Annotated in this window: 15 protein-coding genes and 2 tRNA genes; 8 read left to right on the forward strand and 9 right to left on the reverse strand. The window is 50.1% G+C overall.

Annotated elements, in window-relative coordinates:
• Positions 1-20: 20 nt before the first annotated feature.
• Positions 21-1,079, reverse strand: coding sequence for an alanine racemase (gene alr / locus AKG09_RS09220; RefSeq protein WP_054619155.1), 1,059 nt, complete (start codon positions 1,077-1,079; stop codon positions 21-23).
• Positions 1,080-1,127: 48 nt separating this feature from the next.
• Positions 1,128-1,688 carry a pseudouridine synthase gene (locus tag AKG09_RS09225; protein WP_054619156.1) on the reverse strand — a complete coding sequence of 187 codons (561 nt, stop codon included), beginning with the start codon at positions 1,686-1,688 and terminating at the stop codon, positions 1,128-1,130.
• A gap of 213 nt (positions 1,689-1,901) precedes the next feature.
• Here AKG09_RS09225 and yaaA point away from each other — a divergent pair, with 213 nt between their 5' ends.
• The 4 genes from yaaA (at position 1,902) to AKG09_RS09245 (ending at position 3,976) form a co-directional block, all read left to right on the forward strand.
• Positions 1,902-2,681, forward strand: coding sequence for a peroxide stress protein YaaA (gene yaaA, locus AKG09_RS09230; RefSeq protein WP_054619157.1), 780 nt, complete (start codon positions 1,902-1,904; stop codon positions 2,679-2,681).
• 81 nt (positions 2,682-2,762) lie between these two features.
• Positions 2,763-2,853 (forward strand) — tRNA-Ser (locus AKG09_RS09235).
• A 24-nt stretch (positions 2,854-2,877) separates the two neighbouring features.
• Positions 2,878-2,968 (forward strand) — tRNA-Ser (locus AKG09_RS09240).
• 108 nt (positions 2,969-3,076) lie between these two features.
• Positions 3,077-3,976 carry a cation diffusion facilitator family transporter gene (locus AKG09_RS09245; RefSeq protein ID WP_082391919.1) on the forward strand — a complete coding sequence of 300 codons (900 nt, stop codon included), beginning with the start codon at positions 3,077-3,079 and terminating at the stop codon, positions 3,974-3,976.
• An 87-nt stretch (positions 3,977-4,063) separates the two neighbouring features.
• On the opposite strand, the gene AKG09_RS09250 is transcribed toward AKG09_RS09245, so the two are convergent.
• The 5 genes from AKG09_RS09250 to AKG09_RS09270 all read right to left on the reverse strand — a co-directional run bounded on the left by AKG09_RS09250 (position 4,064) and on the right by AKG09_RS09270 (position 8,694).
• Positions 4,064-4,813, reverse strand: a complete 750-nt coding sequence (locus AKG09_RS09250; RefSeq protein WP_054619158.1) for an ABC transporter permease — start codon at positions 4,811-4,813, stop codon at positions 4,064-4,066.
• Between the two features lie 53 nt (positions 4,814-4,866).
• Positions 4,867-6,033: an ABC transporter substrate-binding protein gene (locus AKG09_RS09255; protein WP_054619159.1), complete on the reverse strand. Its 1,167-nt coding sequence runs from the start codon at positions 6,031-6,033 to the stop codon at positions 4,867-4,869.
• 67 nt (positions 6,034-6,100) lie between these two features.
• Positions 6,101-6,898, reverse strand: coding sequence for an ABC transporter ATP-binding protein (locus tag AKG09_RS09260; protein WP_054619160.1), 798 nt, complete (start codon positions 6,896-6,898; stop codon positions 6,101-6,103).
• Positions 6,899-6,966: 68 nt separating this feature from the next.
• The gene (locus AKG09_RS09265; RefSeq protein ID WP_054619161.1) at positions 6,967-8,070 is read right to left on the reverse strand and encodes an acyl-CoA dehydrogenase family protein; all 1,104 of its coding nucleotides are present in this window, start codon (positions 8,068-8,070) and stop codon (positions 6,967-6,969) included.
• Between the two features lie 81 nt (positions 8,071-8,151).
• The gene (locus tag AKG09_RS09270) at positions 8,152-8,694 is read right to left on the reverse strand and encodes a carboxymuconolactone decarboxylase family protein (RefSeq protein WP_054619162.1); all 543 of its coding nucleotides are present in this window, start codon (positions 8,692-8,694) and stop codon (positions 8,152-8,154) included.
• Positions 8,695-8,880: 186 nt separating this feature from the next.
• On the opposite strand from AKG09_RS09270, the gene aroC reads away from it, so the two are divergent.
• Together aroC and AKG09_RS09280 are read left to right on the forward strand one after the other, a co-directional pair.
• Entirely contained in the window at positions 8,881-9,978 is a 1,098-nt protein-coding gene (gene aroC / locus AKG09_RS09275; protein WP_054619163.1) for a chorismate synthase, read from the forward strand.
• Positions 9,979-10,234: 256 nt separating this feature from the next.
• Entirely contained in the window at positions 10,235-11,161 is a 927-nt protein-coding gene (locus tag AKG09_RS09280; RefSeq protein WP_054619164.1) for an immunity 49 family protein, read from the forward strand.
• A 77-nt stretch (positions 11,162-11,238) separates the two neighbouring features.
• Here AKG09_RS09280 and AKG09_RS09285 read toward each other — a convergent pair whose 3' ends face one another.
• Entirely contained in the window at positions 11,239-12,150 is a 912-nt protein-coding gene (locus AKG09_RS09285; RefSeq protein ID WP_054619165.1) for a Dyp-type peroxidase, read from the reverse strand.
• A 172-nt stretch (positions 12,151-12,322) separates the two neighbouring features.
• On the opposite strand from AKG09_RS09285, the gene AKG09_RS09290 reads away from it, so the two are divergent.
• Positions 12,323-13,411, forward strand: a complete 1,089-nt coding sequence (locus tag AKG09_RS09290; RefSeq protein ID WP_054619166.1) for a metallophosphoesterase — start codon at positions 12,323-12,325, stop codon at positions 13,409-13,411.
• A gap of 58 nt (positions 13,412-13,469) precedes the next feature.
• Here AKG09_RS09290 and AKG09_RS09295 read toward each other — a convergent pair whose 3' ends face one another.
• Positions 13,470-13,691: a YdcH family protein gene (locus AKG09_RS09295; protein ID WP_054619167.1), complete on the reverse strand. Its 222-nt coding sequence runs from the start codon at positions 13,689-13,691 to the stop codon at positions 13,470-13,472.
• Positions 13,692-13,871: 180 nt separating this feature from the next.
• Here AKG09_RS09295 and AKG09_RS09300 point away from each other — a divergent pair, with 180 nt between their 5' ends.
• On the forward strand, positions 13,872-14,618 hold the full coding sequence (locus AKG09_RS09300; RefSeq protein WP_054619168.1) for a nitroreductase family protein: 747 nt from the start codon (positions 13,872-13,874) through the stop codon (positions 14,616-14,618).
• Positions 14,619-14,665: the final 47 nt, after the last annotated feature.

Consider the following 14,665-nt stretch of genomic DNA (forward strand, 5'->3'; position numbering starts at 1 on the left):
AGGCATGGTTCATAAAATAATCAATCAATATAAACAAACTTAGCGCGCTTCACGTTACACAAAAGCTCGTAAGCAATCGTGCCCGCGCTCTGCGCCACTTCGTTGACATCTATCTTGTCGCCCCACAGCTCCACTTCGCTGCCGATGGCACCGTCCGTACCATTCAAATCAACGGTAATCATATCCATCGACACGCAGCCGATTATCCGGCTGCGCACGCCGTTTACCGCAACAGGGCTGCCGGTTGACGCCCTTCTCGGGTAGCCGTCGGCATAGCCGCAGGCGATCAGGCCGACGCGGGTTGAGCGTTTGGTGTAGAAAATAGCGCCGTAACCCACCGGTTCGTGCGGCTGTAAAACCCGTTCGTCAAACACTTTGGTCGATAAACGCATGACCGGCTTAATACGCGAATCATGCTCCAAAAACGGATCCACGCCGTACAAAGCAAGCCCTGCGCGCCCCCAATCCCGTCTTGCTGTGGGATAAGCCAGCATCGCGGCGGAATTGGTCAAACTTTCTTCACCGCTCAAACCGTGGCAGGCCGCGTCAAAAGTTTCGATTTGTATATCCGTCATGCCGCTGTCTGCGTCGTCGGCGCAGGCAAAATGGCTGAATTTCACAATATCCAACACCTTCGGGCTTTGCTTCAAGGTATGATAAGCAGGTGCATAATTATGCGGGAAAAATCCGGCACGGTGCATGCCCGAGTCCATTTTCAGCCAAACTTTCACCGGCTCTTTCCAATCATGATTCAACAAAGCCTCGAGCTGCCATTGGCTGCCCACAACCGGCCATAAACCGTGTTTGTCAACCAAATCATATTCAGCCGCGTCAAATACGCCTTCTAAAAGCACAATCGGCTTGCCCACACCGGCTTCACGCAATTCCAAAGCTTCTTCGATACATGCCACGGCAAAACCGTCGGCCAAGTCTTCCAGCGCCAAAGCACACCGCACCGCGCCATGCCCATAGGCATCCGCTTTTAAAACCGCCAAAAGTTTGCCGCCATGGATTTGTTTTAAAGTCCGATAATTATCACGCAAGCGGTTTAGATAAATTTCTGCTCGCAAAGGCCGCATTTGAATATTCCTTAAATAATTAAACAACTGAAATAAAGCCGCAGGCGATTATGGCAGCCTGTCTGAAAACTTCCAAGCACCTAAATCAAGATTTTCATCAAACAAGTTAATCCTGCCCACTGCCACGCGCACCAAGCGCAGACACGGATAACCTGCTTTCGCCGTCATCCTGCGCACTTGCCTGTTTTTTCCTTCGCTGATTTTCACTTCCAACCAAAAATCAGGCACTGTCTTGCGCACCCTTATCGGCGGGTTTCTCGGCCAAAGCAGCGCCGTTTCTTCAACACTCATCACGCGCACTTTGGCGGGTTTGGCCACAAAATCGCCCAAATCCACGCCTTTACGTAAAATATCAAGCTTTGCTTCATCCGGCTCGCCTTCCACTTGTGCCCAATATGCTTTTTCCAGCTTGAATTTAGGCTCGGCAATCCGGGCCTGCAAACGCCCGTCGTCGGTCAGCAAAAGCAAGCCTTCGCTATCAGTATCCAGCCTTCCTGCCGGATAAAAGCCTTTTGCATCAATATAATCTTTTAGCGATTGATGTTTTTCATGAGGGCTGAATTGGCAAATAACGCCGAAGGGTTTGTTAAAGATAATCAGGTGTGCCATTGCGGGTTACAGCATAAACAATCAAACAAATATCGCCGGAAACCTGATACTCCATTGTAAGTTTCACAGCCATAGGCGGATAAACGGTAATATTTTACCTTAAATCTGCGCCGTTAATCCGCCCGATAAAATAAAACAATATTTGCCAACCTTGCCAAACCACACAACACCCTCTAAAGTTCACCCATCTTACCTTTGAAAGAAAGCAACATCATGTTTTTCGTATTGTCTCCCGCTAAAAACCTGAATGAAAAAGATCCTGCGCCCACAAAGCATTTCACCCAACCCGAATTGCTGAATCAAGCCGAGGAGTTGATGAAAGAAGTGAAAACACTTGCGCCGCAGGAGATTGCCGAATTGATGCATGTTTCCGATAAAATCGCCCTGCTCAATGCCGAACGCAATGCCGCATGGCACACGCCTTTCACCCCGGAAAATGCCAAGCAGGCGGTTTTTATGTTTAACGGTGATGTGTATGAAGGCATTGATGCGCCAAGCCTTGCGCCCAAAGAAATAGACTACCTGCAAAACCATGTACGCCTGCTTTCCGGCCTCTACGGCCTGCTCCGCCCGCTTGATCTGATGCAGCCTTACCGCTTGGAAATGGGCACACCGTTTGCCAATTCGCGCGGCAAAAACCTTTATGAATTCTGGAGCGACCATATTACCGATTTGCTGAATCAAACTTTAAAACAAGCGGATACCGATATTTTGATCAATCTGGCTTCGCAAGAATATTTCAAAGCCGTCAATACTCGCAAACTCAATGCACGCGTGATTACACCTGTGTTTAAAGATGAAAAAAACGGGCAATACAAAGTCATCAGCTTTTATGCCAAACGTGCGCGCGGGCTGATGGTGCGTTATGCCGCAGAACACAGCATTACCGAACCGGAAGGTTTGAAAAATTTCGATTACGAAGGCTATGCATTCAATCCTGCCGCTTCAAACGAAAACGAATGGGTATTTTTGTGCAACGAACAATCCAAATAAAAACAAAAAGCTACTTTTACATCCATTAAAAAAGCTTGGCAAAGCGTCGGTTTTCCGCTAATATCCACGCTTTCAAGAAACGGAAGCGTGGCAGAGCGGTTTAATGCAACGGTCTTGAAAACCGTCGAGGGTTGATAGCCCTCCGTGAGTTCGAATCTCACCGCTTCCGCCAATCTTGATTAAAGTTTTACAAACCGGAGGTGTGGCAGAGCGGTTTAATGCAACGGTCTTGAAAACCGTCGAGGGTTGATAGCCCTCCGTGAGTTCGAATCTCACCGCCTCCGCCAGTTATTCAAACAAAGCCCTTGATTATTCAAGGGCTTTGTTCTTTTTGCGCTGCTTGTTTAATTGGCTGCTATACTGTCGGTATAATCATAATTTTTCAGACAGGCATCATGAACACAACCTCTGCCAAGCGCGAATTATTGCTCAAACGCGCAACCACAGCCTCTGTATGCACCGCCCTTTTCCTCGTGATAATCAAGGCGGCTGCTTGGATTGCCGACGGTTCGGTAAGCGTGTTGGCCAGCATGGTCGATTCGTTAACCGATTCGGCGGCCAGCATTATCAATCTGATTGCCGTGCGTTTCTCGCTCAAGCCTGCCGATGAAGACCACCAGTTCGGCCATGGCAAAGCGGAAGGTTTGTCTGCTATGGTGCAGGCGGCTTTTATCGGCGGCTCTTCCGTGTTTTTAATTTTGAATGCAATCGACCGTATGGTTACGCCACAGCCTCTGGAGCATACCGGCTGGGGGATTGCCGTGATGGTTGTTTCCATTATCTGCACCTTGGCTTTGGTGAATTTCCAGAAAAAAGTGTTGCAGCAGGTGCAATCCGGTGCGGTTGAGGCAGACCATTTGCACTATGTTACCGATTTGCTGACCAACGGCGCGGCGATTCTGGCTTTGATTTTGGCAACATTCGGCTGGCTTTGGGTGGACGTGGCGGTGGGTTTGATCATTGCCGCTTGGGTGATGAAAAGCGCGTGGAGCATTGCGGCAGATGCTTTTAATGTGCTGATGGATAAAGCCTTGTCGGCCGAAATTGTCGAACAAATCCGCGCCGCAGCATTATCGGTGGAAGGCGTGGAAGGTGTGCACGATTTGCGCACCCGCGAAGCCGGCGGCAGAAAATTTGTGGACATGCATTTGGATTTAGACGGCAACATCACGCTAAAAGAAGCACACGATATCGGCTTGCGGGCGGCGGATAAAGTGAAAGCTTTGTTTGATGGCGCGGCGGATGTGATTGTGCACCATGATCCGGCAGATGATGAAGAATGCATCAAACCGTAGCATAAAGAATCCGGCAAAATAAAATGCCTGTCTGAAAAGCTTCTTGAAAGCTCAAGCTTTTCAGACAGGCATTAGTCAAATCTTCTATCAACCGCGTTTCCACCAGCTCCCGAGTTTGCGCGCGCCACCGTCGAGCGCCCAGCCGATTAAGCCGATCAACACAATGGCTGCCATCAATTCCGAATAGGCCAGCCTATCGCGTGTATCCAAAATAAAATAACCCAAACCTTCGTTCACGCCCAACATTTCGCAAGGCACCAACACCACCCACACGATGCCGATTGCCAAGCGCAGGCCGTTGAGAATATCTCCGGTTACCGCAGGCAGCATGATTTTAAACAGCATCTCGCCTTTAGTGGCCGAGAGCGAGCGCCCGAGCTCCAACCATTGCTTGTTGATATTTTTTACACCGGCCGCTGTGTTCAGAATAATCGGCCACACTGCGGCAAATGCGATCAGGAAATAAATCGGCGCATCGCCTATACCGAACAGCATCACCACCACAGGCATCCACGAAAGCGGCGAAATCATACGCAAAAACTGAAAAGCCGGGCTGCTCGTCTGCTCCGCTTTAGGCGACAAACCGAGCATAAACCCAACCGGCACACCAATCAGCAAAGCAAAAAACAAACCCACAAACACCCGCTGCAAACTCGCCCAAATATGCGGCCACAGCTGGCCTTCCGACAACAATGTGCCCAAATTGCCCAAAGCAGGTGCAGGGGCGAGCAGATTGGCCAGCGACATATTCTGTGCCAGCAGCATTGCCCCTGCCTGCCATACGGCAACCAAAATCAGCAAACCCAGCCCGCCGAGCAGATAATTGTTTAGTTTCATGACCTTCCTTTAATGTGCGTTATCCTGCATATCCGTATTTTTCAGACAGGCATTCAAATCTCAAATATTTCTTTCCTGTTTAAATCCTGCAAACCGAAAGCCTGCATCATTTGAGACTGCTTTAAAGCCTGCTCTACAAAGCGCGTGTCAAACAATTCTTTCGCCGCTTCGGCCGGATTCAATTCTTGCAGAAACCGGTTTACACCCGCCAAATGGGTTTCCTGCAAAAGCTTCACCAGCATTTCGCTGTATGATTGGAACGGATAAGGTTGGAAATCAATGCGTTGCTGCTGCCAGCCGGTATGGCGGACGGCACCGTCGCGCTCGTATTTGCCCCAAACCACCGGCTCGGGCTGCAATACATTACGCAACACTTTCACATCATGCGGGGTGTATTTCTGAATGCCTTGCTTGGCCAGTAATTCGGCGGTTTCTTCCCGGTGCGTTTTCGCCCACGCGGCCGCTTGCACCAGCGCGTTAACGACCTTTTGCACCCATTCGGGGCGGTTTTCGATATCGTGGTCGTGCATCATACTCAGGCAGCAGGCGTGGTCTTTCCAAATATCACCGGAAAAGCGTAAAACTTTGCCCACCCCTTTGGCTTCGGCCAAAGCGTTAAACGGTTCGGCCACAATAAAGCCTGCAATCTGCTTAGAGGCCAAGCCCGGCACCATATCGGAAGGCGGCATCACGGTCAGCCTCACCTGCCCTGCCTGAGGATTTTTCTCCACTATTTGCAAACCTGCTTTGCGTATCATCTGCTGCACAATCACATTGTGTATCGAATACCAAAACGGAATCGCCACCGTTTGCCCCTGCAAATCCTGCACGCTTTGGATATCGGTGCGCACGGTCAGCGCGGAGCCGCAGGTGTGGTTCCACATCAGCGCGCGCACGGGCGCTTGGCTGCCGTAACGCATCCACACGCTCATGGGCGAGAGCACATGGATCAGATTGACCTGGCCGCTTAAAAACGCCTCCACCAAGCTGGCCCACGAGCGGAACAACACCGGCTTGACCGCCGCCACGCCATTTCGTTCAAACATGCCTTTGCCGTGTGCCACCAAGAGCGGCGTGGCATCGAGAATCGGCAGATAGCCTATGTTTAAAGGCGCATCCGGGTTGGCGGAGGCGCGGTTGGAACAGGCTTGCAGCAACGGCAAGGCTGCACCGGCGGCAAACAAGGCGGAAAGTTTGAGAAAATCGCGGCGTGAATGCATGATGTTGATCTTTATATCTATTGTTTTCAAATGGTTTTCAGACAGGCATCATGCCTGTCTGAATAATTCAAATCACAAAATCCACGGTTTTGGTTTGCGATGTATTTTGTTGTGCCCGATGCAGGCTTTGCAGGATTTCCACCCTCAATTCATTCATTTCCAATAATTTATTATGCCGAGGAAAACATTGCTCTGGCTTCCAACTGCCGATGATGCGGCCGGGCATTTGGCCGATTAACACAATGCGGTCTGAGATCAGCATGGCTTCATCAATATCATGGGTTACCATCACGGCGGCGGTTTGGTGTTTTTGCACGATTTCGCGCAGCAAATCCTGCATTTGCGCACGAATCACTTCATCCAGCGCGGAAAAAGGCTCGTCAAGCAGCAGCACTTGCGGCTTACGCGCCAGTGCACGCGCCAGCGCCACACGCTGCGCCATACCGCCGGAAAGTTCCGACGGGAATTTGTCGGACGCATGGCTCAAGCCCACTTCTACCAGCGCGGCTTCGATACGGTTGTTCAACTCGGCTTTGTCGATGTGCGGCTGTTTTTTAAAGTCCAAACCAAACGCCACATTGTCGCGCACGTTCAGCCACGGCAGCAAAGAAGCTGTTTGAAACACAAACCCGACACGCGGATGAGGCTTTTCCACTGCTTCGCCCAACAGCGATACCTCGCCTTTAAGCGGGCGGTTGAGCCCGGCCAAAATGCGCAAAAGCGAAGATTTTCCCACCCCGCTGGGGCCGAGCAGGCTTACCAGCTCGCCTTGCCCGGCTGCCAAAGAAAAGTCTTGCAAAATGGTTTTCAAGCGGCCTTGTTCCTGATAGCCGAGGGAAAGGTTTTGAACGGAAAGTGCGGTCATGATGGAGTGTCCGGTAAACAATGCCTGTCTGAAAAAAGCAGGCTTGCACCCGCTTATCGTGAAACGCGTCAAATCGAAAATTCTTCTCCGCCCATAAATTCCAAATCGCTGATTTCTTTGCGCAGATGCTTTAGCGCGGGAGTAACGATGGCCACAAACAAGGCTTCGCGCGAGCGGCGTTGCACAGGGCTGCTCATCAGATAGCCTTTCGCGCCGGCATGCAGCGCGGCAGATTGCGCCGCATCAAGGCAAAGCTGGGAAGCGTCGGCGCGCGCTTGCAGGGTTTCCAGCAGGTTGGCCTGATTTTGGTAGGACTCGTGCGCCAGCTTTTCGGTTTTCACTAAAAGCGTGTTGTAGCGTTTGGTTAATTCGTCGAAACCGTGGTCGAGGAAATAATTGGTTTCGCTGCCCACATTCGCCAGCTCGATTTCTTTCAGACAGGCATCAATAATGCCCGCACCGATGCCGATTTGCAGCAGGATGAAGCCGGTTTTGATGCTTTTGATGAAGTCGGTAAACTGGTCCGGTTCGGCCAAAACGTCTTCATGCGGTACGAACACATTGTCAAACTTCACTGCAAATGTGCGCGTGCCTTCCAGTGCGCAGAATTCGGGGCAGGCAATCAGCGACACGCCTTCGCGCTGCGCGCCGGTAATAAACATCACATAGCTGCTGCCGATTTGCGCAGTGTTCGCCCAGATATGGTTTGCACCCAGATTGGATACCCACGGCAGAATGCCGTTTACCGTGTAGCCGCCTTCCGTTTCCACGGCTTGCAGCAGATGCTCTTCAATGCCAGCCAGATGCTTTACCGTGTTCGACATGCCCGTGCCCGCCAGCACTTTTGCGCTCAACACATCAGGCAGATAGCGCTTCACCGACTGATTGGGCGTTTGATGCAGATACCAGGCACACGCCGCCTGACACCAGGCGGAAAACGCCGTGGCACCGCATTCTTTGCCGATTTCGCGCAACACGGCAATCTGCGCCGACAGGCCCAAGCCGCTGCCGCCCTCTTCCGAGCTGCCCACGTAGGCAAAACCGCCGATTTCACCCAGTTCGCGCATAAACGCTTCGGGATACAGGCCTTTGCGGTCGATATCTTCCGCCAAAGGTTTTAATTTTTGTTGTACAAGCCCTGCAACTTGATTGAGCAAAGTTTCGCGTGACATGGTTTCTCCGAAAGTTTGGCCGTGAAATATTATTAGCTCGGGAGTGGTTTCAGACAGGCATTAAGTGTCTGTGTTTATTGATTAAGCAAACTGTTGCAGCTCGGGGTTTATTTCCGTGCGGGCAAGGTTGTTGGTGTAGTTGCACAAAGTTGCCAAAGCCACGCCGAGCACCACTTCTACTGCTTGCTGCTCGTTATAGCCCGCGTCAAAAAACGCTTTTAAAGCCTCGTCAGACACATTGCCTTTATGGGCAATCACCGCTTGGGTGAAGTCGGATAAAGCATTGAGCTTGGCATCGGCAATCGGCGCTACGGCACGTACGGCTTGGATTTCGTCTTCTTTCAGCAGCTTTTTCAAGATTGTCAGCTTGGTGTGGCCGGCCACGCAAAATCCACATTCATTAATACGCGCAGCCAAAATCTGCACCACTTCGCGCTCACCCGGAGTGAGAGTGGTGTTGCCGTTGAGCTTGCCCACTTCCTGATAAAACGCCAAAGCTTCGGGCGAATTGGCCAAAACGCCGATTAAGTTCGGCAAAAAGCCGTTGTTTTTCAGAGCGGCTTCAACGCGCGGTTTAGCGGCTTCAGGAGCGGTTTCAACAGTGTGTACGGTTAAGCGTGCCATATTCATTTCCTCAAATAAGGTAGGGTTTCAAAATTTCGCCAATCATATAGATGCCTGTCTGAGAAAAGAAAGAATCAGTTTTTATAAATATAGAACCAAAAGTTATATGAAGAATACCGCCGTTTTACATCCCAACCCATGCCTATGCTAAAATCCTTTCCATTTCACGTTTCGTAGAGAACCAACATGGCTGGCAACACTTTCGGACAAATCTTCACCGTTACCACTTTCGGAGAAAGCCACGGCGCAGGCCTCGGCTGCATTATCGACGGCTGCCCGCCCGGCCTGGAATTAAGTGAGGCCGACATCCAAACCGATCTCGACCGCCGCAAACCCGGCACCAGCCGCCATGTAACGCAACGCCGAGAAGCAGACGAAGTGGAAATCCTCTCCGGCGTGTTTGAAGGCAAAACCACCGGCACCCCCATCGCCCTGCTCATCCGCAACACCGACCAGCGCAGCAAAGACTACGGCAAAATCGCCGAACAATTCCGCCCCGGCCACGCGGATTACACCTACCGCCACAAATACGGCATCCGCGATTACCGCGGCGGCGGCAGAAGCTCCGCCCGCGAAACCGCAGCCCGCGTGGCTGCCGGCGCGGTGGCAAAAAAATGGCTGAAAGAAAAATTCGGTGTGGAAATCGTGTCTTACGTTACCCAGGTCGGCGAACACGCTATTGCGTTTGAAGGCTATGAACACATCGCCGACAACCCGTTTTTTGCCGCCAACCAATCTCAAATCGCCGAATTGGAAGCGTATATGGACAGCATCCGCAAATCGCTTGATTCGGTAGGCGCCAAGCTGCATATCGAAGCAAAAAACGTGCCGGTAGGTTTGGGCGAGCCCGTGTTCGACCGCTTGGATGCTGACCTTGCCCATGCGTTGATGGGCATCAACGCCGTGAAAGGTGTAGAAATCGGAGACGGCTTCGACGTGGTTGCGCAGCGCGGCAGCTTCCATGGCGACGAACTTACTCCGCAAGGCTTTAAATCCAATCATGCCGGCGGCATTCTCGGCGGCATCAGCACCGGCCAAACCATCACCGCCAACATCGCCATCAAGCCCACCAGCAGCATCGCCACACCGCGCGAATCTATTGATATCTACGGCAATCCGGTGGAAATCGCCACCCACGGCCGCCACGACCCTTGCGTCGGCCTGCGCGCCGCGCCGATTGCCGAAGCCATGACCGCGCTCGTGCTGATTGACCACGCCTTGCGCCACCGCGCGCAAAACGCCGATGTAAAAGTGGACACACCGGATATCGAGCGTAGAGGTTAAACTTTTGTTTGGAAACTAAAAATGCCTGTCTGAAAAAGTTTTCAGACAGGCATCCTTAATTATTTCAACCAGTTACCGTGATAATTAGATTGGGTTTAAAGTATAACAAGTGTGCTATTTTTAACTTGATTGACTATACTTCGAGAAGTAAAAAAACGAATAAATTAAAGACAGTGGCAGGAGTTGACCGCTAAACAGGCAAAGCAGTGATTCTACCCGTTAACATTCCGTCTAAACACAATATCAGGAGATAAACATGGCAGCCAATATGATGACAACTCCCAAATGGTATGAGCATATCACCGATGTAATCATTGGAACTGCGCAACAATTTGATAAAGACAAATGCTATGACACTTTGAAATACATTGATCAAAGAAAAGGTTCCCCTTTTGGGGCAATGAGTAATATTATACGTGAGGTTTATGCAACAGCTTCACATGCTTATCTGTTTGAACATAACCTGAAAAAATTCAAACAATATTCTTATATACAAGGCAAGCTTGTTATATTGGGAAGCATGGGGTATTTTAATCCCGAATCATTCTTCTTTCCGGGAAATATGCTGAATATTAGCGAGCTGTCGTTTCCCATGATCATGAGCGACAGCCCCCAATTGCGTGAATTTTTAGTTCGCAATATCGACAACATCGCCAATGATACCGAGGAGTTTGTCGACCGCTACGATCTCAACCGCCATATGATGTACAACACCTTGTTGATGGTGGAAGGCAAGCAGTTGGACAGACTAAAGGAACGCAGTTTACAGGTGCTGGCCTATCCCACGCCCAGTAAATGGCTGCAAAAGCGGCTCGACGACTACCGTTTCTTTCTTGCCTTCGCCGAGCAGGATGCCGAAGCCATGAAAAAAGCCTTGGAACCATTGTTTATCAAAAAGAATGCGCGTGCTGCGGCCAAAGAGACCTTAACTTATTTCGACTTCTTTCTGCAGCCGCAAATCGTGACGTATGCCAAAATCGCCTCCATGCACGGTTTCGATTTGGACATCGACCACGAAATCGCCCCGCGTGATTTGATCGTATACGATCCGCTGCCGGAGAGCGAATATCAAGATATATTCGATTTTATGAAGCAATACGATTTATCGTATCCCTATGAATATTTACAAGATTGGGTGGATTACTATACGTTTAAAACCGATAAATTGGTGTTTGGAAAATAGAGCCTGTCTTTGACCAAACAATACAATGCCTGTCTGAAAAAAGTTTTCAGACAGGCATTCTTAATCTCACAAGCTAATCAAAGATTAGCCAACCGCTCGGCACTCGGCGCGAAATAATATCCGCCCGAGATCGCCTGCGTGAAACGCTCCAGCATCAAATCGGTTTGGCCGTCTGCCGCTTCGCCAAACATGCTCAGCAGCTGGGCTTCAATATTGTGCAGCCTGTTGCAATAACAGATAAACGCCAAGCCATGTTCACCTGTAACCGTACCGTAAGGTAGGCTGCGGCGCACAATTTTCAACCCCACGCCGTTTTCTTTTAAATTGGTGCGTGCGATATGGGCACGGGGGTGCAGGCGTTCGCCTTCGAATTCTTCGTTGTCTTCTTTACTGCGCCCAATCGTTTCTTCCTGCTCGGCAATGCTGAATTTATCCCATTTGTTTAAATCATGGCGATATTTTTGATACATCACATAGCTGCCGCCGGCATCTGGCGCATCTTTGCCGATAACCCCTACTGATTCCACTTCTGCATCGCCTTGCGGATTTTCGGTGCCGTCAACAAAACCTTCTACGCCGCGTTCTTCTATTAAGCGGAAACCGTGGGTTTCATCTTTAATATCAATGATTTTGTTAAATAGAGCGACAATTTTCTGCGTAAGCAGAAAATTCACATCCTGCCGCATGGATTGGATATGAAACAGGATATCGTGCTGGGTAACCGGTGCCAGCCCGTTGCCCAAAGCGCGGAACGGTTTGATTTCCTGCCCTTCCTGTTGATGCCCGAGGCTGTTCCAAAAATCGGCGCCAAATGCAATGGTCAAGCCCAAATTTGCATCGGGATATTTGCTTTGCAGCAACTGCACGGTTTCCAGAGCGGCTTTACACGCCCGTTTTACAGCACTGGTTTGCCCGGGAACAACGTCTGCCTGAATAAAGACACCGGCTTTGCAATGATCCGGAATAATTGCAGTTTGTGGAGTGGTCATGTTTTTTCCTTAATTCAGATTCAGCTTGATATTATAGCCGAATTTACCAAATAGGCAGTATCTTGCATAGCTTTGCCGTTATACCGGCTTGCTTTTCTTTACTTTTTCAAACAGGCATTTCGCCTGATACTCTATGCTAAAATCCGCCACCCCTTTTTCTCGGAATTAATTTATGTTTTTCGCATTCATCTTTGGTGTTTTGCAGGTTTTCACGTTTTGCTTTGCCAAATTCTGGCGATGGTTCCTGAAAACGGAAAAAGGCACGCTCAACCACCGTATGATTCTTATCGGTGCATTCGTGTTCAGCAACAGCCTGCTCGTGTTGACCTTTCTGCGCTACTGGCGCTTTATGTTCCGTGTGAGCGCGGGCTGGATGGTGCTGATGCTGTTTACCGTATTCACTTCGGCTACGGTGTTTGTGTTGTGGCTTGTGTTGAGAAAGCGGGTGGCTCAACCCGCTTTGGCCTTGGGTTTGCGCTTATTTAGTGTGTTGTTTTTCTGCGGCATCACGGCTTATGCGGTGTACAGCGCCTATGTGCCGATTGTAAAACGCATGACCGTAACCATAGACAAGCCGCTCGACAAACCCGTCCGCATCGGCATGGCGAGCGACCTGCATTTGGGTTACCTTTTCCGTGGCAAACAGCTTGATGATCTGGCAGCGATAATGGATAAGGAAAAAGTAGACATTGTTTTGCTGCCCGGCGATATTATGGATGACGACACCGAAGCCTACCGCAAATTAAACATGAAACCCAGCCTGATGAAGCTGCGTGCACCTTTGGGCGTATATGCCACCATGGGCAATCACGATTTGTTCGGGCACGAGCGTGAAATCCACGAAGCGCTCACGGAAGCCGGCGTAACGGTGTTGCACGACGATGTGGTGCAGATCGACAACCGCTTCTGGCTGATCGGCCGCCCCGACGATAATGCGAAAAACCGTATGCAAACCGAAGATTTGCTACTGAAAACCGACCCGTCTCAGCCCATTTTCCTGCTTGATCACCGCCCTACTGAAATCCATAAACACGAAAAACTGCCGATTGATGTGCAGGTTTCCGGCCATGTACACAACGGTCAGGTGTTTCCGGCCAATTTCGTGGTGAAATTTCTTAACCGCGTGTCATACGGCTATGGACAATTAGGAATGGGGCATTATTTCGTTACCTCCGGCTACGGCTTCTGGGGCGTACCTTTTCGCTTGGGTTCGCAATCTGAAGTGTGGATTATTGATGTACAATCCCGGGCCCGAAAATAACGGCCAAACAAAATGCCTGTCTGAATATTTTCAGACAGGCATTTTATTATCTAAAATATTAAGCGGAAGCTTTTTTCAGAATTTCGTACAATTCATCTTTCAAAGCCAGCTTTTTCAATTTCAGGCTTTCGATTTCTTCGGCAGCAGAAACCGCGGTTACTTCATTGTTTTCCAAGCCGGTAATTTTATCGTCCAACTCATTGTGCTCGTCAAACAAACGTGAAAAGTGTGCATCTTCTTGTTTTAATTTTGAAATCAAATCGCGATATTCAGGAAACATAATTATTTATCCTCTTGGTTGAACAATTAAAGCAGAAAACCTTTTTGGTTTTCTACCTATTTCAGCTTAATTATAACAAACGAAACCTTTAACCGCACGAGATTTTTCATCATGATTGACCTACCGCAAACCGCCAAAGCAGCATAAAATCCGACACATCGAACCTTAGAGGAGGAAAATATGACCCCCACCATCTCGTTGCTGAAAAACCACCGTACCTACCGCGGCTTCAAACCCGGTGAAACCCTGCCGCAAGAGCATTTGCAAGCCATTATCGACTGCGCCCGCCAAGCACCGTCATGGATGAACGGCCAACACTACACCATCATCAACATCACCTCGCCCGAGTTGCGCCAACGCATCACCGGGCAGCTCCCGGCCAATCCGCAAATCGGGCAGTGCGCCACTTATTTCATTTTCATGGCCGACCTGCATAAAGCCGACCTGTGCCGCCAAGCCTATGAAGGCACGTTTGCCGCCGCAGGTACGCCCGATGCCTTTATGACCGCCGTTACCGATGCCGTTCTTGCCGCCCAAAACGCAGCAACCGCAGCTGAGAGCCTGGGCTATGCTACCTGCTACACCGGCGGTATCCGCCTGATTGCGCCGCAGCTGGTCGAAATGCTCAAGCTGCCGCCGCACACTTTCCCCGTGGTCGGCCTCTGCATCGGCACGCCCAATGTAGAAATGCGCGTCAAGCCGCGTTTGCCTCAAGCGGCTGCTTATGCGGAAAACCAATATCCTTCAGACCAATGCCTGTCTGAAAACCTTGCCGCCTATGAACAAACCATGATCGAATTCGGTGAAGCACGCGAAAAATTCCCCTACCGCGAAAAATTCGCCCGCTTTTACAGCCAACCTTACGGGCCCGACAACATCGAATTTATGCAAAGCGTCGGCTGGTTAAACTGGCATCAAACAAAGTGAAACCTTTGCAAAAAGATTTAACACTATATAATGCCTGTCTGAACGCC

This window comes from Neisseria sp. 83E34 (genome assembly GCF_001308015.1).
Lineage (GTDB): Bacteria > Pseudomonadota > Gammaproteobacteria > Burkholderiales > Neisseriaceae > Neisseria.